Here is a 16,404-nt window from a genome sequence, read left to right as displayed (position 1 = left end):
GACCACCGTGGAGAGCACCGAGAAGATCGTGCCTCGGCTGAAGACCCGCTACCGCGAGGAAATCGTCGACGCGCTGAAGAAGCAGTACAGCTACGCCAACCCCATGCAGGTGCCCGGCGTGGTCAAGGTTGTCGTGAACATGGGCGTCGGCGACGCCGCTCGCGACAGCAAGCTGATCGAGGGCGCCGTGCGCGACCTGTCGGTCATCACCGGCCAGCGCCCCGAGGTGCGGCGGGCCCGCAAGTCCATCGCGCAGTTCAAGCTGCGCGAGGGCATGCCGATCGGCGCGCGCGTCACGCTGCGCGGCGACCGCATGTGGGAGTTCCTGGACCGGCTGCTGACCATCGCGCTGCCCCGTATCCGCGACTTCCGCGGCCTGTCGGGCAAGCAGTTCGACGGCAACGGCAACTACACGTTCGGCCTGAACGAGCAGTCGATGTTCCACGAGATCAACCCGGACTCGATCGACCGCCCGCGCGGCATGGACATCACCGTGGTCACCACCGCCACCAACGACGAGGAAGGCCGTACGCTGCTCAAGCTGCTCGGCTTCCCGTTCAAGGAGCAGTGACCACCGACCAGCGGTGGTCCTAAGGAGAACGAAGCATGGCCAAGAAGGCGCTGATCGAGAAGGCCGCGCGCAAGCCGAAGTTCAAGGTGCGGGCCTACACCCGCTGCCAGCGGTGCGGACGCCCGCACTCGGTGTTCCGCAAGTTCGGCCTGTGCCGGGTGTGCCTGCGTGAGATGGCACACCGCGGTGAGCTGCCCGGAGTGAGCAAGTCCAGCTGGTGACCCACCAGTCCACCGGCTGACGCACCCCGGCCAGCCCCACCCTGCTGACCCCCACTTCGCCACAGGCCGCCCGGCAGATCAGAGGACAGGACCTCGAGGATCCGGGTGGAACCGGGGCGAGAAAGGTTGTTAGGTCACCATGACGATGACCGATCCCATCGCAGACATGTTGACGCGTCTGCGGAATGCGAACTCGGCATACCACGACGAGGTCGTGATGCCGCACTCCAAGTTGAAGGCCAACATCGCCCAGATCCTCCAGCGCGAGGGTTACATCGCTGGTTTCCGCAGCGAAGAGGGCGATGTCAGCAAGAACCTGGTCGTGGAGCTGAAGTACGGGCCGAACCGCGAGCGCAGCATCGCGGGTCTGCGGCGCGTGTCCAAGCCCGGTCTTCGGGTGTACGCGAAGTCGACCAACCTGCCGAAGGTGCTCGGCGGCCTTGGGGTGGCGATCATCTCGACGTCGTCCGGGCTGCTCACTGACAAGCAGGCCAGCAAGCAGGGTGTGGGCGGGGAAGTCCTCGCCTACGTGTGGTGAGGAAGGGGGATTAGGGCATGTCGCGCATTGGAAAGCTGCCGATCTCCGTTCCTTCCGGGGTCGACGTCAACATCGACGGCCAGACCGTCAGCGTCAAGGGGCCCAAGGGCACCCTGGCGCACACCCTCGCGGAGCCGATCACCATCGAGCGGGCCGAGGACGGCGCCCTTGAGGTGAAGCGCCCGGACGACGAGCGCCGCAACCGGGCTCTGCACGGGCTGTCCCGCACCCTGGTGCACAACATGGTCGTCGGGGTGACCGAGGGCTACGAGAAGAAGATGGAGATCCACGGGGTCGGCTACCGCGTGCAGCTCAAGGGTTCCGACCTGGAGTTCGCGCTCGGCTACAGCCACCCGGTGAAGGTCGTTCCGCCGGAGGGCATCACCTTCGTCGTGGAGACCCCCACCCGGTTCTCCGTCGTCGGCATCGACAAGCAGCGGGTTGGCGAGGTCGCGGCCAACATCCGCAAGTTGCGCAAGCCGGACCCGTACAAGGGCAAGGGCGTGCGCTACGCGGGCGAGAAGATCCGCCGCAAGGTCGGGAAGACGGGTAAGTGAGCATGAGCGAGTCCACTGCTACCGCTACCAAGCGCCGCACGGTCGGCAAGGACGTCTCCACCACGCGTCGCATCGCCCGTGCACGTCGTCACTTCCGGATCCGCAAGAAGGTCAGCGGAACCCCGGAGCGTCCCCGCCTGGTGGTCAACCGGTCCTCGCGGCACATCGTGGCGCAGCTGGTCGACGACCTGGCCGGGCACACCATCGCGTCGGCCTCCAGCCTGGAGGCGGACGTGCGGGCGCTGGACGGGGACAAGAAGGCACGCGCCGCCAAGGTCGGCGAGCTGGTCGCCGCCCGGGCGAAGCAGGCCGGCATTGCCAAGGCCGTCTTCGACCGGGGCGGTTACGACTACCACGGCCGAGTCGCCGCGTTGGCCGATGCGGCACGCGAGGCGGGGCTGGAGTTCTGAGAGACATGTACGCGATGTACAGCACGAAGACGAACGAGAGGGACGCCTGATGCCAGGACGCACGCGTCGTGACGGCGGGGAGCGCGGCGAACGCCGCGACCGCCGGGACGGTGGCCGCGGCGGGGCGGCCCAGGAGAAGACCCCGCATCTCGAGAAGGTTGTCGCGATCAACCGCGTCTCCAAGGTCGTCAAGGGTGGCCGCCGGTTCAGTTTCACCGCGCTGGTGGTCGTCGGCGACGGCGACGGGATGGTCGGCGTTGGCTACGGCAAGGCCAAGGAGGTGCCGGCCGCCATCGCCAAGGGCGTTGAGGAGGCGAAGAAGAACTTCTTCCGCGTGCCTCTGATCGCCGGCACCATCCCGCACCCGATCCAGGGTGAGGAGGCCGCTGGTGTGGTGCTGCTCCGCCCGGCCAGCGCCGGTACCGGTGTGATCGCCGGTGGCCCGGTGCGCGCCGTGCTGGAGTGCGCCGGTGTCCAGGACGTGCTGAGCAAGTCGCTCGGCAGCGACAACGCCATCAACATCGTGCACGCCACGGTGACGGCGCTGAAGTCGCTGCAGCGTCCCGAGGAGGTGGCCGCTCGCCGCGGTCTGCCGCTGGAGGACGTGGCCCCCGCCGGCATGCTGCGGGCGCGCGCTGGGCAGGGGGTGTGACGACCATGGCACAGCTCAAGGTGACCCAGGTCAAGAGCACCATCGGCACCAAGAAGAACCAGCGTGACTCGTTGCGCACCCTTGGCCTGCGCAAGATCCGCCAGGCTGTGGTGCGCGAGGACACCCCCCAGGTCCGCGGCCTGATCCACACCGTCCGCCACCTGGTGGCTGTCGAGGAGGTCGACTGACGTGACCATCAAGATCCACCACCTGCGTCCTGCCCCCGGCGCCAAGACCGAGAAGACCCGCGTGGGTCGCGGTGAGGGCTCCAAGGGCAAGACCGCCGGCCGCGGTACCAAGGGCAGCAAGGCCCGGAAGAACGTGCCGGCGGGCTTCGAGGGCGGCCAGATGCCGATCCACATGCGGCTCCCGAAGCTGAAGGGCTTCAAGAACCGCTTCCGCACCGAGTACCAGGTCGTGAACGTCGGTGACCTGGCCCGGCTGTTCCCCCAGGGCGGCGCCATCGCCCCGGAGCAGCTGGTCGAGGCCGGCGCGGTCCGCAAGGGCCAGCTGGTCAAGGTCCTCGGCAACGGCGACCTCGGCGGCGTCAAGCTGGACGTCACCGCGCACGCCTTCTCGGGCAGCGCGGCCGAGAAGATCGCCGCGGCGGGTGGCACCACCACCACGCTGTGACCTGAGCACAACCGAACACCACGACGGCCGGCAGGGACACCCCCTGCCGGCCGTCGTGTTCTGTCTGGACGCTTTTCGCTCAATCAGGTGAGCAAGGTGACTGCTTCACTCGCCGACAGTTGGAAAGTGAGATTTTCGGACTCATACTGGAGGGGAGGCAAGGAGGCGTGATCACCATGGCGAGCCAGCACCGGGCAAAGCTGCGGAACAAGGGACAGCTGACGTTGCCTGGCCCCGTTCGGCAGGCGTTGCACGTGACCGAGGATGACGAGGTCGAGTTCACCATCACTGACTCTGGTGACGTGCTGCTGCGCGGACTGACGACCATCCCGGCTGACCAGCGCTGGTTCTGGACACCCGAATGGCAGGCGGGCGAGCGGGAGGCCAGCGAACAGATCGCGGCCGGCGACGTGACGTTTCACGAGAACGTTGACGAGATGTTCGACTATCTCAAGCGGGGCAGTGAGCAGTAGGACGTGCCAACCTTCGAGACGACACCACGCTTTCAGCGTGACTACCACAAGCTGTCTCCTCAGCTCAGGGAGCGCTTCGAGCGAGTGGTGAAACAGGAGTTCGTACCCGATCTGGACGCGGGCCGGTTTCGTCCTGGGCTTCGAGTGAAGCGCGTGCAGAGCGCTCCTGGTGTCTATGAGATGACGTGGGCCCCCGACGGACGGGCAACCTGGGAGTACGGCCCGGAACGACAGCGGGGAAGCCCGCACGTCGTTTGGCGTAGGGTCGGTGATCACTCGATTTTCGACCCTGGTCCGCCATGACGTGACCGCAGGCGGCCGGCTGGGACACCCCTGTCGGCCGTCGTGTTCTTTTCTGGAACGTTTACCCGATCGGGTAGTCAAGGTTCTGTCGTTCATGCCGAAGCCCCCAGTAGGAGATCTTTTTCGGCTGTATCAGCCCGGCAAGGGGGCGTGACCATGGCAGCGCAGTACCGGGCCAAACTGGGGCACGGCGGCCAGCTGATGCTGCCGGCCCCGATCCGCCAGGCCCTGCGGATCGTCGAGGGCGACGAGATCGAGTTCACCGTCACCGACTACGGCAAGGTCGTCCTGCACACGATGACCGACGACGCCACGGAGAAGCGGTGGTTCTGCAAGCCGGAGTGGCGGGTCGAGAAGGACGAGAACACCAAGCAGCCCGCGCTGCCCGACCCGTCCTGCCTGGACACCGACGAGGACCTGTTCCGCTACCTGGAAGACCTGGAACGCCTGAAGGAACAGGCCCAGTCGGCCACCAGCCCCGCCGCTGAGGCACCCCAGCACTGACCGGCCCGACGAGCCGTCCATGCCGGCGGTGGGCGGCCAGCGGGCTCACCAGCCGTCCCGCCAGGCTCGGACGGCCAGGGCTCAGACGTCGTAGTCGCCGTCCTTGACGCTCGCGACGAAGACCGCCCACTCCTCGTGGGTGAAGACGGCGGTGCCGGCCTCGGGCCGCTGGTTGTTCCGCACGTACACCGCGTCCGACGTGAACTTGGTTTCCACGCAGTGCGTGCCGTTGTAGCTGCGGCGCGGGGTGAACCACTCGTTCGTCTTCAGCGGCATGAGGTCACCCTACTTGCAGTTCCTGGTGGCGTTGCTGCATGAACTCGGTGCTGTCCTCGCGCCCGAGAGCCTTGGCTTTGATCAGCTCAAGGTGGTGTTTGGCCAGTTCGACATCTGACGATCGATCCTGGAAGACCATTCGGGAATGGGTGTCCATCATGAGGATGTCCGGGGCGGGGTCAGGTAGCTGGTAGAGGGTCGCCGTGATGCCGAGGAAGGCGTGTGGGCCCGAGCCCAGTGGCAGGATCTGGATGACCACGTTCTCCATGGTGAGGTTGAGCTGGATCAGGTGCGCGAGCTGCTCGCACATGACCTTTGGCCCGCCGATGTTGGTCCACAGCGCTGCCTCGCCCAGAACGCACCAGTAGCGCAGCGGAGCACGGTTGGTGCGGGAAAGGGCCGCGGCGCGCTGCATCCGCGTGGTCACCAGGTTGCTCACCTCGTCGGACCGGCCTTCCTTGCCCCAGCTGACCATCGCCTCGGCGTACGGCCGGACCTGGAGGATGCCGGGAATGATCTCCGACGAGTAGAAGACGATCGATGTCGCCTGCGCCTCCAGGTCAGCGGCTCGTCGATGGTGCCCTGGCAGGGCAGGAGCGCTGAAGGGGCCACGCGGACGCCTGCCTCGTGAGGTCCTGGCGAACTCGATCAGGTCAGCCTGTTCCTCCGGGGCGACCCCGTACTCGTTGAGCAGCTTCTCCAACTCGACCGGCTTCGGTTTGGAGCGTCCGGTCTCCAGGTCGCTGATCTTCGAGACCGTGCAGGCGAGCATGTCCGCCGCGCGCTCACGGCTGATACCGGCCTCCTCGCGCATTCGGCGCAGGGTTGCCGCCACCTGCACGTGCTCGATCTTCGGTGCCTGCTTGCCGCCCACGTCGAACCTCCCACCAGTCACCCGAAAGCCGCACCCAGTGTTCCACCTTGGCTACGTACCGGCATTCACTCTTTCGGTTAGCTGTGGAAGTTACATACGTAAGATAGCTTCGGCGTCGTCAGTTTCGATCCGGAGTGATGGGAGGAAACCGTGGGGATGAGTCAGGGGCAGCCGGTGACGGTGGGCGGGATGTGGATCGGGGCGGTCGACGCGGAGTGGATCAAGTACAAGATCGAGGACGGCGGGGAGTTCGCCGACGTCACCTTCGGTGGGGCGGTGGACGTGACCCTGGGGATGTCCGAGGCGGCGGCGCGGCGCTGTCGGGACCTGCTCGACCGGGCGCTGGCGGAGATGGCGGCGGTGCGGGCCGCGTCGGCGGATTCTGCTGAGGGCTGAAGGCCTGGCTTCACCCGGTCGGGGGTAGTGCGGTCGGGTGTCGCTGCGGGTGCGCATCGGGCTGGGGCCGGCTTATACTGCGGTTTCTCGGACTATTGGGTGATGTTGCTGCCGCCGTTCGGGCTACCTGTCGGATAGCGCGAAGTGGCTAGGCGAACTTCGGATCACCGGCGACTACGGCAGAGTGGCGCACTGCTGTTAGAGTCGCTGGCTGTACCCGGCTGTGCCGGGTACGTTTCGGGCACCCACCCGAAGAACCAACAGAGCCACCGGCAAACGTCGGTGGTAAGGCCAGTGCCGGTTCCAGTCCGGTACCCGCAGGACGCCGGCCTCCGTGGGGTCGGCGACGCTCAGGAGGTCTCGCGTGCTCGGCGCCTTCCGCTCGGCTCTTGCGACGCCGGACCTGCGTCGCAAGATCCTGTTCACACTCGGCATCCTGGTGCTGTACCGCTTCGGTACCACGCTGCCTTCGCCGGGCGTGTCCTACGTGAACGTGCAGAAGTGCTACGACCAGGTTGACCAGCAGGGTATTTACTCGCTGATCAACCTGTTCAGCGGTGGCGCGCTGCTCCAGCTGTCGGTCTTCGCGCTGGGCATCATGCCCTACATCACCTCCAGCATCATCATCCAGCTGCTCACCGTGGTGATTCCCCGGTTCGAGCAGCTGCGCAAGGAGGGGCAGTCGGGTCAGGCCAAGCTGACCCAGTACACCCGCTACCTGACCATCGCCCTGGCCATCCTCCAGGCCACCGGCATCGTGGCGCTGGCCGTGCGCGGACAGCTGTTCGCCGGCTGCACCGACCCGGTGATCCCGGACCAGAGCGTGTTCAACCTGATCGTCGTCGTGATCACGATGACCGCGGGCACCTCGGTCATCATGTGGCTGGGCGAGCTGATCACCGAGCGCGGCATCGGCAACGGCATGTCGCTGCTGATCTTCACCGGCATCGCGGCCCGCATCCCGGCCGAGGGCGGCAACATCCTGAACAGTCAGGGCGGCCTGGTCTTCTTCGTGGTCTGCGTGTTCGGCCTGGCCATCATCTGCAGCGTCGTCTTCGTGGAGCAGGGCCAGCGCCGCGTGCCGGTGCAGTACGCCAAGCGCATGATCGGTCGCCGCATGTACGGCGGCACCTCGACCTACCTGCCGCTGAAGGTGAACCAGGCCGGCGTCATCCCGGTCATCTTCGCGTCCTCGCTGCTCTACCTGCCCGACCTGATCTCCCGGCTGACCACCAGCACCACCTCCGAGCCCTCGGGGTGGCAGCAGTGGGTGGCGCAGTACCTGGTGAGCCAGTCGAGCTGGGTGCACATCTCGCTGTACTTCCTGCTCATCATCTTCTTCACGTACTTCTACGTGAGCATCACGTTCAACCCGGACGAGCGTGCTGACGAGATGAAGAAGTTCGGCGGGTTCATCCCGGGCATCCGCCCCGGTCGCCCCACCGCCGAGTACCTGCGCTTCGTCCTGGGTCGGATCACCCTTCCGGGCTCGATCTACCTCGGCATCATCGCGATCCTGCCGAATCTGTTCCTGGACATCACCGGTCAGGGGCAGAACCAGAACTTCCCGTTCGGCGGCACCGCGGTGCTGATCATGGTCGGTGTCGGCCTTGACACGGTGAAGCAGATCGAGAGCCAGCTGATGCAGCGCAATTACGAAGGGTTCCTCCGGTAGTGCGACTCGTCCTCATTGGCCCGCCAGGAGCGGGCAAGGGTACCCAGGCGGCCGTGTTGAGCACGAAGCTCAGCATCCCGCACATCTCGACCGGCGACCTGTTCCGGGCGAACGTGGCGCAGCAGACTGACCTGGGCAAGGAAGCACAGCGCTACCTGGACGCGGGCGAGCTGGTGCCGGACGCGGTGACCAACGAGATGGTCCGCCAGCGGCTCCGCGAGCCCGACGCCGAGCCTGGTTGCCTGCTCGACGGGTTCCCGCGCAACGTGGCCCAGGCCGACGTGCTGGGCAAGATCCTCGCCGAGAAGGGGCAGGCGCTGGACGCCGTCCTGGAGTTCGCCGTGGACGAGGACGTGGTGGTCGAACGGCTGCTGGCCAGGGGCCGCACCGACGACACCGAGGAGGTCATCCGGCGGCGGCAGCAGATCTACCGCTCGGAGACCGCACCGTTGCTGGACTACTACCGGGACATCCTGCTCACCATCGACGCCGTCGGTGACGTGGAGGAGGTCACCGAGCGCGCGCTGACCGCCCTGCGCGACCGCGGCGTTTCGTGACGTGTCCCCGACAGGCCGTGGCCTGGTCGAACGACTGAGAGACGTGTTGGCAAGCAATCGCAAGATCGAGATCAAGAGCCGTGGCGAGCTGGAGGCCATGCGGGCCGCCGGCCTGGTGGTGGCCCGCACCCTGGCGCTGGTGACCGAGCACGCCAAGCCCGGGGTGAGCACCGCCGAGCTGGACGAGCTGGCCGAGCAGAACATCCGGGACTCCGGGGCCATCCCCTCGTTCAAGGGCTACCACGGCTTCCCGGCCAGCATCTGCGCCTCGGTCAACGAGCAGGTCGTGCACGGCATCCCCGCGCGTTCCCAGGTGCTCGCCGAGGGTGACCTGCTGTCCGTGGACTGCGGGGCCATCCTGGACGGCTGGCACGGCGACTCGGCCGTCACCATCGGCGTCGGGCAGATCAGCCCGGCCGACGCGGCCCTGTCCGAGGCGTGCCGCAAGGCCATGTTCGCCGGCATCGAGGCGATTCGGGTGGGCGGTCGGCTGACCGACATCTCGTTCGCGGTGGAGTCCGCGGCCGTGGCGGCCGGCGAGGCCAACGGCATCGACTACGGCATCGTGGCCGACTACGGCGGGCACGGCATCGGCACCCAGATGCACATGGAGCCGTTCCTGCCCAATTACGGCAAGCCGGGCAAGGGGCCCAAGCTGAAGGCGGGCATGGCCCTGGCCGTGGAGCCCATGCTGACGCTGGGCGGCGACCAGACCGTGGAGCTGGACGACGGCTGGACGGTCATCACCGAGGACGGCTCGCGCGCCGCGCACTGGGAGCACAGCGTCGCGGTGACCGAGGACGGGCCGTGGATCCTCACCGCCCTGGACGAGGACTGAGCTGAGTCCGCGATCCACCGGCTCATCCGGGGCCCGCGGGCCCCGGATCCGCTGCGAGTGGGCGTGGGGCACCCCCGGATTTGGGCAATAGCACAGCAGCACGTAGACTGTCACATCGGCGTACTCGTCACGCCGGTTCCGTCGTGCCCGTGGTAGCAGGAGCGACACGCTGTGCTGCTGAACTGCCGCGTTCCCGTGTTGGTGGGCCCTCGGAGTCGAGGTGGCGTGTGCCCGGCCGAGCGCCCGCAGATCAGGCGCCCGGTGCAGGAGAACCAACACCGTCACGAAACGCGGAGGACATGGGCAAGAAGGACGGGGCCATTGAAGTCGAAGGCCGTGTGATCGAGCCGCTACCCAACGCGATGTTCCGCGTCGAGCTGGAGAACGGTCACAAGGTCCTGGCGCACATCAGCGGCAAGATGCGACAGCACTACATCCGCATCCTGCCAGAGGACCGGGTTGTCGTGGAGCTGTCGCCCTACGACCTGTCCCGCGGCCGCATCGTCTACCGCTACAAGTGACCTCCACGGTGTCCGGGACAGTGTCACCGGGCACGCGGCCGAGCAGGAGAGCACGACCGTGAAGGTCCAGCCGAGCGTCAAGAAGATCTGCGACAAGTGCAAGGTGATCCGGCGTCACGGCCGGGTCATGGTGATCTGCGAGAACCTGCGCCACAAGCAGCGCCAGGGCTGACCATCCCCGCCATCCGCGCGGGGATGGTCGCAGTGTCACCGCGCTTGTCGCGGTTCACGATGACCACAACCAGAAGCCTCTTCGTACCTGCCGAGGGACATGCGATGCGTGCCGCTCGGTTCACCCCCGGGCTCCAGGCCGGGGCCGGGACGTCCTGGCGCGAGAGCGCCAGGAACGGCGACAAGCGAGTCGGTCCCGGGATGGGCGAGGAGAAGACCTGGAGACAGACAGTGAGGAGCAACCGCCACTATGGCACGACTCGCTGGCGTTGACCTCCCCCGCGAAAAGCGGATGGAGATCGCGCTGACCTACATCTACGGCATCGGCCGTACCCGCTCCAAGGAGCTGCTGACCGCGACGGGCATCAGCCCGGACCTGCGCGTCAGGGATCTCAGCGACGACGACCTCGTCAAGCTGCGCGACTACATCGAGAACAACTTCAAGGTCGAGGGTGACCTCCGCCGCGAGGTGCAGGCCGACATCCGCCGCAAGGTCGAGATCGGCTGCTACGAGGGTCTGCGGCACCGCCGCAACCTGCCGGTGCGTGGCCAGCGGACCAAGACCAACGCGCGCACCCGCAAGGGCCCGAAGAAGACGGTCGCCGGCAAGAAGAAGGCCGGGCGGAAGTAAGACCTCGCGCTAGCTAGGAGATCACTGAAGACATGCCACCCAAGAGTCGTGCTGGCGCCGGGGTCAAGAAGGTCCGGCGCAAGGAGAAGAAGAACGTCTCGCACGGTCACGCGCACATCAAGAGCACGTTCAACAACACGATCGTGTCCATCACGGACCCGACCGGCAACGTGATCAGCTGGGCCTCCGCCGGGCACGTGGGCTTCAAGGGCTCGCGCAAGTCCACGCCGTTCGCCGCGCAGATGGCCGCTGAGAACGCCGCCCGCAAGGCCGCCGAGCACGGCATGCGTCGTGTTGACGTGTTCGTGAAGGGCCCCGGTTCCGGCCGGGAGACCGCGATCCGCTCGCTGCAGGCCGCCGGCCTCGAGGTCGGCACCATCCAGGACGTGACCCCGCAGCCCCACAACGGCTGCCGCCCGCCCAAGCGGCGCCGGGTCTGAGGCACGGGGAGGAGTAAGCACAGATGGCTCGTTACACCGGCCCTGTTACGCGCAAGTCGCGCCGGCTCAAGGTCGACCTCGTCGGCGGTGACCAGGCGTTCGAGCGTCGCCCCTACCCGCCCGGCCAGCACGGCCGCGGCCGGGTCAAGGAGAGCGAGTACCTGCTGCAGCTGCAGGAGAAGCAGAAGGCCCGCTTCACCTACGGCGTCCTGGAGAAGCAGTTCCGCCGCTACTACGACGAGGCTGTTCGTCGTCAGGGCAAGACCGGCGAGAACCTGCTCCAGCTGCTGGAGGCCCGGCTGGACAACGTGGTGTACCGCGCCGGCCTGGCCCGCACCCGGCGGCAGGCCCGCCAGCTGGTCAGCCACGGCCACTTCCTGGTCAACGGCCAGAAGGTGAACATCCCCAGCTACCAGGTGTCCAAGTTCGACATCATCGACGTGCGGCCGAAGTCGCTGCCGACGCTGCCGTTCGTGGTCGCCAAGGAGACCTTCGGCGACCGTCCGGTGCCGGCCTGGCTGCAGGTCGTGCCGTCGACGCTGCGGGTGCTCGTGCACCAGCTCCCGGAGCGGGCGCAGATCGACACGCCCGTCCAGGAGCAGCTGATCGTCGAGTTCTACTCGAAGTGACCCGCACCGGGGCGGCCACCGCTGGTGGCCGCCCCGGTCACCGGTTCAGCGTGGTGGCACGCAGGGTGTGTCGCCGCAGTGCCCGGACGAGTCCACCCGGGACGGTCGCGTTCCACCGGTGGACGGCGCCGGGCTCGCCACCCTTTCGGCGTCATATGGCGGGCGCCGGCAGGAAAGGAAAGAAAGACAGTGCTTATCTCACAGCGACCCTCGCTCGTCGAGGAGTCCGTCAACGAGACCCGCTCGCGGTTCGTGATCGAGCCGTTGGAGCCGGGCTTCGGCTACACCCTCGGCAACTCGCTGCGGCGCACGCTGCTGTCCTCGATCCCGGGTGCGGCCGTGACCAGCATCCGCATCGACGGCGTGCTGCACGAGTTCACCACCGTCCCCGGGGTGAAGGAAGACGTCACCGACATCATCCTGAACCTCAAGGAGCTGGTGGTCAGCTCCGAGGAGGACGAGCCGGTGACCATGTACCTGCGCAAGCAGGGGCCGGGTGCGGTCACCGCGGGTGACATCGTGCCGCCGGCCGGCGTCACCGTGCACAACCCGGATCTGCACATCGCCACGCTGAACGGCAAGGGCAAGCTGGAGATCGAGCTGGTCGTCGAGCGCGGCCGCGGCTACGTCCCCGCCGTGCAGAACAAGCAGGCCGGCGCCGAGATCGGCCGGATCCCGGTCGACTCGATCTACTCGCCGGTGCTGAAGGTGACCTACAAGGTCGAGGCCACCCGTGTCGAGCAGCGGACCGACTTCGACAAGCTGATCCTGGACGTGGAGACCAAGCCGTCGATCACGCCCAGGGACGCGGTCGCGTCGGCCGGCAAGACGCTGGTTGAGCTGTTCGGCCTGGCCCGCGAGCTGAACGTGGACGCGGAGGGCATCGAGATCGGGCCTTCGCCGGCCGAGGCGGACACCATCGCCGCCTTCGCCATGCCGATCGAGGACCTCGACCTCACCGTGCGCTCCTACAACTGCCTCAAGCGGGAGGGCATCCACACGGTCGGCGAGCTCGTCTCGCGCAGCGAGGCCGACCTGCTGGACATCCGCAACTTCGGCGCCAAGTCGATCGACGAGGTCAAGATGAAGCTCGTCGGCCTCGGCCTGGCGCTGAAGGACAGCCCGCCCGGATTCGACCCGTCGGCTGCGGCGTCGGACTACCCGGCCGAGGGCTGGTCCGAGAGCGTTGCGGACAACCACGACGACGGCCAGGACTACGCAGAGACTGAGCAGCTCTGAGGTTCTCCGCGGTTCACTGTGGACGTCCACACCGGACGTCCGCAGTGGACGTTGGAGACGGGCCGGAGCTGAGAATCGCAAGAGGAGCAATCGATGCCCACCCCTACCAAGGGACCCCGTCTCGGGGGCTCGCCGGCCCACGAGCGGCTCATGCTGGCCAACCTGGCCACCGCGCTGTTCGAGCACGGTCGGATCACCACGACCCAGGCCAAGGCCAAGCGGCTGCGTCCCTACGCTGAGCGGCTGATCAGCAAGGCCAAGCGCGGCGACCTGCACAACCGTCGCGAGATCATGAAGGTGATCCGCGACAAGGACGTCGTGCACAAGCTGCTGGCCGAGATCGGCCCGTTCTTCGTGGACCGCAACGGCGGGTACACGCGGATCATCAAGACGCTGCCGCGCAAGGGCGACAACGCTCCGATGGCCGTCATCGAGCTGATCACGGAGAAGACCGTGACGGCCGAGGCCGAGGCGGCGCGCAAGACCCGCTTCGCCAAGGACGAGAAGAAGGCCGAGGCCCCGGCGCAGGCTGCTGAGGCCGCTGCCGAGGACACCGACGCCGAGGCGCCGAAGACCACCGAGGCCGCTTCCGCTCAGGAGCAGGCCGAGGGTTCGGTGGAGACCGTCGAGGCCGACCTGGCCGAGAAGGCCGAGGACAAGAAGGACGAGTCCTGACAACTCGTGCTGTTGGCGAGCCCGCCGTCCCGCACCGGGACGGCGGGCTCGTCCGCGTTCGGTTGGACATCGGCTACGACGGCACGGACTTCTCCGGGTGGGCCCGACAGCCCAGCCGCCGCACGGTGTGCGGGGTGCTGGAGGACACGCTGTCGCTGGTCCTGCGGGAGGACGTGCGGCTGACCGTCGCCGGTCGGACTGACGCCGGGGTGCACGCCACCGGCCAGGTGGCGCACACCGACCTGCCCGAGCGGGTGCTGGCCGAGCACCCGCCGGCCACGCTGGTCCGGCGGCTGGCCCGGGTGCTGCCAGCGGATGTGCGGGTGTTCGGTGTTGAGCGGGTGCCCGGTGAGTTCGACGCGCGCTTCTCGGCCCTGTGCCGGCACTACGAGTACCGGGTGACCGACGCGGCGTTCGGCGCGCACCCGCTGCGCCGGCTGGACACCCTGGCCTGGCCCGCCGCGCTGGACGAGACCGCGATGAACCAGGCGTCCGCGCTGCTGCTCGGCGAGCACGACTTCGTCGGGTTCTGCCGGCGGCGCGACGGTGCCACCACCATCCGGGAGCTGCAGCGGCTGGACTGGGTGCGGGGCGCGGACGGGGTGCTGGTGGCGCACGTGTCCGCGGACGCGTTCTGCCACTCGATGGTGCGCAGCCTGGTGGGCGCGCTGCTGGCGGTGGGCGAGGGGCGCAAGCCGGTGGAGTGGCCGGCGTCGCTGCTCAGCGCGACGGAGCGGACCAGCACGATCACCGTGGCTCCGGCGCACGGGTTGACCCTGGTGCGGGTCGACTACCCGGGGGTGGACGAGTTGGCCGACCGGGCGGCGATCACCCGGAACGTGCGGACGCTGTCCCGGTGAGCTGATCACCCGTCTGGGTGGCCCGACGGCGTGCTGGGGCGACCGGTGTGGCGTTCGCCCTGCGGCGCAGGATTGTCCCAGCGGGTCGCGTCGGTGGAGCCAGATTCACCCGATCGTGGCGACAGTTGTCCACAGGCACAGGGGTTGTCCACAGGCGACGCCGCAGGACTGTTTCCGCAGGTGGGGGCTGGGTAGGCTGGCCAAGGGGTCGCCCCCCAGGGAGGGCGGGGGCTGGCTTGGCGGGGCTTTGCCGGGGGATGTGTGGGCTGGCGCGGGGGGTGCGGGGCGTGCGGACGGCACGGTGGGCACGCCAGCGCGGCGTGCCCACCACGGCTGCCGCGGTGTCGTGCTGATCAGGCCTGAGGGCCCACGTAGAGCAGTCGGTTGAGGCTGCCGAGACCGGCGTTGCCGACCACGTTGGGCGTGGCCGCCGCGGCCAGTTCGGCGGACACCTCGGCCGGGGTGGCCGTTGGGTGCTCCGACAGGTAGATCGCGGCTGCTCCGGTCGCGTGCGGTGCCGCCATGGACGTGCCGCTGAGCGTGGTCGAGTCGGTGTCGCTGTCGATCCACGCCGAGGTGATGTCCACGCCCGGCGCGAACACGTCCACGCACGGGCCGTAGTTCGCCCACATCGCCCGCATGTCCGACCGGTTGGTCGCGCTGACCGTGATCGCCTCGGTCACCCGGGCCGGTGAGGCAGCGCACGCGTTCTGCGGGAAACCGAAGATGTCGCCGTTGCCGGCCGCCACCGAGTAGACCACGCCCGCGTTGATCGACCCGCGGACCGCCTCGTCCAGCGCCGGGTCGGCGCCGCCGCCCAGGCTCAGGTTGGCCACCGCGGGCAGCTGGGCGTGCTCGGTGACCCAGTCGATGCCGTCGACCACCTCCTCGGTGGTGCCCGAGCCGTCGCAGTCGAGCACGCGCACGGCGTGCAGCCGCACCGAGCGCGCCACACCCCACTCGTTGCCGCCGATCGTGCCGGCCACGTGCGTGCCGTGGCCGTGGCAGTCGTCGGCGTTCGTGTCGTTGTCCACCGCGTCGTACTCGCTGACCGCCCGGCCACCGAAGCTCTGGTGGTCGACCCGGATGCCGGTGTCGATGACGTAGGCGTTGACCCCGGCACCGCTGTTCGCCGGCACGTAGGCGGCGTCCAACGGCAGCGTCCGCTGGTCGACCCGGTCAAGGCCCCACGAGCCCACGTCCTGGACGGTCAGCATCTGGTTCTGCGCCACGAACTTCACCCGGGGGTCGGCGGCCAGTCGCCGCGCGGCCGTGTCCGACGTCCAGGCCGAGAAACCTGTCAGCGCCGAGTGGTACGTGCGCCTGACCTGGGCGCCGTACTGGTCACCCAGTGACTCGGCGAGCAGGCTCACGGCCTGGTCGAGCGGGGTGCCGCCGCTGAGCAGGCCGTCGTCGTTCTTCAACACGACCAGGTAACTGCCTGGAATCGCGGTGATGGTGCCGGTGCCGAGGACGTCGCCCTCGGCCGCCGCGGACACCGGTGTGGCCACCGTGCTGGTGAGTACGCAGGCGGCCGCTGCCGCGGTCAGACCGAGCCAGGTCGTTCGTCGGGGCCAGCCAGCGGACCGGGGGGCACGAACTTCTCCCATCGCGGAATCTCCTCAGTGCAGGGGCGCGCAGGACAGCCGAGCCCCGAGGGGATCCGCCGGGGGTGTTCCGCTGCCAGCGCCAGGAGAAATACGGGGTTCGCGCGAACTGCCTTCCAGAGTTATGCCAGAACAGCGGAAGGGCAAGAAACG

General features: G+C 68.0%; 25 protein-coding genes. 22 read left to right on the top strand and 3 right to left on the bottom strand.

Annotated features, from left to right (window positions below; translation table 11 throughout):
- Positions 1-7: 7 nt before the first annotated feature.
- The 10 genes from rplE to LX83_RS13580 all read left to right on the top strand — a co-directional run bounded on the left by rplE (position 8) and on the right by LX83_RS13580 (position 4,862).
- Positions 8-571, top strand: a complete 564-nt coding sequence (gene rplE, locus LX83_RS13625) for a 50S ribosomal protein L5 (RefSeq protein ID WP_407649557.1) — start codon at positions 8-10, stop codon at positions 569-571.
- 35 nt (positions 572-606) lie between these two features.
- The gene (locus LX83_RS13620; protein WP_253771031.1) at positions 607-792 is read left to right on the top strand and encodes a type Z 30S ribosomal protein S14; all 186 of its coding nucleotides are present in this window, start codon (positions 607-609) and stop codon (positions 790-792) included.
- Between the two features lie 139 nt (positions 793-931).
- Positions 932-1,330, top strand: coding sequence for a 30S ribosomal protein S8 (rpsH, locus tag LX83_RS13615; protein ID WP_253771029.1), 399 nt, complete (start codon positions 932-934; stop codon positions 1,328-1,330).
- A 17-nt stretch (positions 1,331-1,347) separates the two neighbouring features.
- Positions 1,348-1,887, top strand: a complete 540-nt coding sequence (rplF, locus tag LX83_RS13610; RefSeq protein WP_253771027.1) for a 50S ribosomal protein L6 — start codon at positions 1,348-1,350, stop codon at positions 1,885-1,887.
- A gap of 2 nt (positions 1,888-1,889) precedes the next feature.
- Positions 1,890-2,297: a 50S ribosomal protein L18 gene (gene rplR, locus LX83_RS13605; RefSeq protein ID WP_301328125.1), complete on the top strand. Its 408-nt coding sequence runs from the start codon at positions 1,890-1,892 to the stop codon at positions 2,295-2,297.
- Between the two features lie 49 nt (positions 2,298-2,346).
- Positions 2,347-2,949: a 30S ribosomal protein S5 gene (rpsE, locus tag LX83_RS13600; RefSeq protein ID WP_253771023.1), complete on the top strand. Its 603-nt coding sequence runs from the start codon at positions 2,347-2,349 to the stop codon at positions 2,947-2,949.
- A 5-nt stretch (positions 2,950-2,954) separates the two neighbouring features.
- A complete protein-coding gene (gene rpmD, locus LX83_RS13595; protein ID WP_253771021.1) occupies positions 2,955-3,137 on the top strand; it encodes a 50S ribosomal protein L30 in 183 nt (60 codons plus the stop codon).
- Between the two features lies 1 nt (position 3,138).
- A complete protein-coding gene (rplO, locus tag LX83_RS13590) occupies positions 3,139-3,582 on the top strand; it encodes a 50S ribosomal protein L15 (RefSeq protein ID WP_253771019.1) in 444 nt (147 codons plus the stop codon).
- Between the two features lie 176 nt (positions 3,583-3,758).
- Positions 3,759-4,055, top strand: a complete 297-nt coding sequence (locus tag LX83_RS13585; RefSeq protein WP_407649555.1) for an AbrB/MazE/SpoVT family DNA-binding domain-containing protein — start codon at positions 3,759-3,761, stop codon at positions 4,053-4,055.
- Between the two features lie 459 nt (positions 4,056-4,514).
- Positions 4,515-4,862, top strand: a complete 348-nt coding sequence (locus LX83_RS13580; protein ID WP_253771015.1) for an AbrB/MazE/SpoVT family DNA-binding domain-containing protein — start codon at positions 4,515-4,517, stop codon at positions 4,860-4,862.
- A gap of 81 nt (positions 4,863-4,943) precedes the next feature.
- On the opposite strand, the gene LX83_RS13575 is transcribed toward LX83_RS13580, so the two are convergent.
- Positions 4,944-5,138 carry a DUF397 domain-containing protein gene (locus LX83_RS13575; RefSeq protein ID WP_253771013.1) on the bottom strand — a complete coding sequence of 65 codons (195 nt, stop codon included), beginning with the start codon at positions 5,136-5,138 and terminating at the stop codon, positions 4,944-4,946.
- 4 nt (positions 5,139-5,142) lie between these two features.
- Positions 5,143-6,012, bottom strand: coding sequence for a helix-turn-helix domain-containing protein (locus LX83_RS13570; protein WP_253771011.1), 870 nt, complete (start codon positions 6,010-6,012; stop codon positions 5,143-5,145).
- Between the two features lie 156 nt (positions 6,013-6,168).
- Here LX83_RS13570 and LX83_RS13565 point away from each other — a divergent pair, with 156 nt between their 5' ends.
- From LX83_RS13565 to truA, 12 genes are all read left to right on the top strand, one after another.
- Entirely contained in the window at positions 6,169-6,408 is a 240-nt protein-coding gene (locus tag LX83_RS13565; RefSeq protein WP_253771009.1) for a hypothetical protein, read from the top strand.
- 364 nt (positions 6,409-6,772) lie between these two features.
- Positions 6,773-8,083, top strand: a complete 1,311-nt coding sequence (secY, locus tag LX83_RS13560) for a preprotein translocase subunit SecY (protein WP_253771007.1) — start codon at positions 6,773-6,775, stop codon at positions 8,081-8,083.
- On the top strand, positions 8,083-8,640 hold the full coding sequence (locus tag LX83_RS13555) for an adenylate kinase (RefSeq protein WP_253771005.1): 558 nt from the start codon (positions 8,083-8,085) through the stop codon (positions 8,638-8,640). The genes secY and LX83_RS13555 overlap by 1 nt, the downstream gene beginning before the upstream one ends.
- A 43-nt stretch (positions 8,641-8,683) precedes the next feature.
- Positions 8,684-9,478, top strand: coding sequence for a type I methionyl aminopeptidase (map, locus tag LX83_RS13550; protein WP_308203964.1), 795 nt, complete (start codon positions 8,684-8,686; stop codon positions 9,476-9,478).
- Between the two features lie 299 nt (positions 9,479-9,777).
- Positions 9,778-9,999 carry a translation initiation factor IF-1 gene (gene infA, locus LX83_RS13545; protein ID WP_009948665.1) on the top strand — a complete coding sequence of 74 codons (222 nt, stop codon included), beginning with the start codon at positions 9,778-9,780 and terminating at the stop codon, positions 9,997-9,999.
- A 58-nt stretch (positions 10,000-10,057) separates the two neighbouring features.
- On the top strand, positions 10,058-10,171 hold the full coding sequence (gene rpmJ, locus LX83_RS13540; protein ID WP_010148647.1) for a 50S ribosomal protein L36: 114 nt from the start codon (positions 10,058-10,060) through the stop codon (positions 10,169-10,171).
- A gap of 249 nt (positions 10,172-10,420) precedes the next feature.
- Positions 10,421-10,801, top strand: coding sequence for a 30S ribosomal protein S13 (gene rpsM, locus LX83_RS13535; RefSeq protein ID WP_253771002.1), 381 nt, complete (start codon positions 10,421-10,423; stop codon positions 10,799-10,801).
- 32 nt (positions 10,802-10,833) lie between these two features.
- On the top strand, positions 10,834-11,241 hold the full coding sequence (gene rpsK / locus LX83_RS13530; RefSeq protein ID WP_253771000.1) for a 30S ribosomal protein S11: 408 nt from the start codon (positions 10,834-10,836) through the stop codon (positions 11,239-11,241).
- 23 nt (positions 11,242-11,264) lie between these two features.
- Positions 11,265-11,870 carry a 30S ribosomal protein S4 gene (gene rpsD / locus LX83_RS13525; RefSeq protein WP_253770998.1) on the top strand — a complete coding sequence of 202 codons (606 nt, stop codon included), beginning with the start codon at positions 11,265-11,267 and terminating at the stop codon, positions 11,868-11,870.
- A gap of 189 nt (positions 11,871-12,059) precedes the next feature.
- Positions 12,060-13,109 (top strand): DNA-directed RNA polymerase subunit alpha, encoded by a 1,050-nt coding sequence (locus LX83_RS13520; protein WP_253770996.1) that lies wholly within the window; start codon positions 12,060-12,062, stop codon positions 13,107-13,109.
- Between the two features lie 93 nt (positions 13,110-13,202).
- Positions 13,203-13,784 carry a 50S ribosomal protein L17 gene (gene rplQ / locus LX83_RS13515; protein ID WP_253770994.1) on the top strand — a complete coding sequence of 194 codons (582 nt, stop codon included), beginning with the start codon at positions 13,203-13,205 and terminating at the stop codon, positions 13,782-13,784.
- 62 nt (positions 13,785-13,846) lie between these two features.
- Positions 13,847-14,644: a tRNA pseudouridine(38-40) synthase TruA gene (truA, locus tag LX83_RS13510; protein ID WP_253770981.1), complete on the top strand. Its 798-nt coding sequence runs from the start codon at positions 13,847-13,849 to the stop codon at positions 14,642-14,644.
- 353 nt (positions 14,645-14,997) lie between these two features.
- Here the strand turns inward: truA and LX83_RS13505 are convergent, their stop codons facing one another.
- Positions 14,998-16,254 (bottom strand): S8 family peptidase, encoded by a 1,257-nt coding sequence (locus tag LX83_RS13505; protein ID WP_253770979.1) that lies wholly within the window; start codon positions 16,252-16,254, stop codon positions 14,998-15,000.
- Between the last annotated feature and the right edge of the window lie 150 nt (positions 16,255-16,404).

The organism is Goodfellowiella coeruleoviolacea, assembly GCF_024171785.1.
Classification (GTDB): Bacteria; Actinomycetota; Actinomycetes; order Mycobacteriales; family Pseudonocardiaceae; genus Goodfellowiella; species Goodfellowiella coeruleoviolacea.
The sequence above is the reverse complement of the archived record's forward strand: the minus strand, read 5'-3'. Positions and strand labels throughout refer to the sequence as shown.

Excerpts from the sequence above, each read along its gene's own strand:
- rpsM (WP_253771002.1), top strand. The coding sequence starts at position 10,421 with ATGGCACGACTCGCTGGCGTTGACCTCCCCCGCGAAAAGCGGATGGAG.
- LX83_RS13505 (WP_253770979.1), bottom strand. The coding sequence starts at position 16,254 with ATGGGAGAAGTTCGTGCCCCCCGGTCCGCTGGCTGGCCCCGACGAACG.
- LX83_RS13575 (WP_253771013.1), bottom strand. The coding sequence starts at position 5,138 with ATGCCGCTGAAGACGAACGAGTGGTTCACCCCGCGCCGCAGCTACAAC.
- rpsH (WP_253771029.1), top strand. The coding sequence starts at position 932 with ATGACGATGACCGATCCCATCGCAGACATGTTGACGCGTCTGCGGAAT.
- rplF (WP_253771027.1), top strand. The coding sequence starts at position 1,348 with ATGTCGCGCATTGGAAAGCTGCCGATCTCCGTTCCTTCCGGGGTCGAC.
- rpmD (WP_253771021.1), top strand. The coding sequence starts at position 2,955 with ATGGCACAGCTCAAGGTGACCCAGGTCAAGAGCACCATCGGCACCAAG.
- rplR (WP_301328125.1), top strand. The coding sequence starts at position 1,890 with ATGAGCGAGTCCACTGCTACCGCTACCAAGCGCCGCACGGTCGGCAAG.
- rpsK (WP_253771000.1), top strand. The coding sequence starts at position 10,834 with ATGCCACCCAAGAGTCGTGCTGGCGCCGGGGTCAAGAAGGTCCGGCGC.
- rplQ (WP_253770994.1), top strand. The coding sequence starts at position 13,203 with ATGCCCACCCCTACCAAGGGACCCCGTCTCGGGGGCTCGCCGGCCCAC.
- LX83_RS13580 (WP_253771015.1), top strand. The coding sequence starts at position 4,515 with ATGGCAGCGCAGTACCGGGCCAAACTGGGGCACGGCGGCCAGCTGATG.
- LX83_RS13620 (WP_253771031.1), top strand. The coding sequence starts at position 607 with ATGGCCAAGAAGGCGCTGATCGAGAAGGCCGCGCGCAAGCCGAAGTTC.
- rpsE (WP_253771023.1), top strand. The coding sequence starts at position 2,347 with ATGCCAGGACGCACGCGTCGTGACGGCGGGGAGCGCGGCGAACGCCGC.
- infA (WP_009948665.1), top strand. The coding sequence starts at position 9,778 with ATGGGCAAGAAGGACGGGGCCATTGAAGTCGAAGGCCGTGTGATCGAG.
- LX83_RS13585 (WP_407649555.1), top strand. The coding sequence starts at position 3,759 with ATGGCGAGCCAGCACCGGGCAAAGCTGCGGAACAAGGGACAGCTGACG.
- rpsD (WP_253770998.1), top strand. The coding sequence starts at position 11,265 with ATGGCTCGTTACACCGGCCCTGTTACGCGCAAGTCGCGCCGGCTCAAG.
- LX83_RS13565 (WP_253771009.1), top strand. The coding sequence starts at position 6,169 with ATGAGTCAGGGGCAGCCGGTGACGGTGGGCGGGATGTGGATCGGGGCG.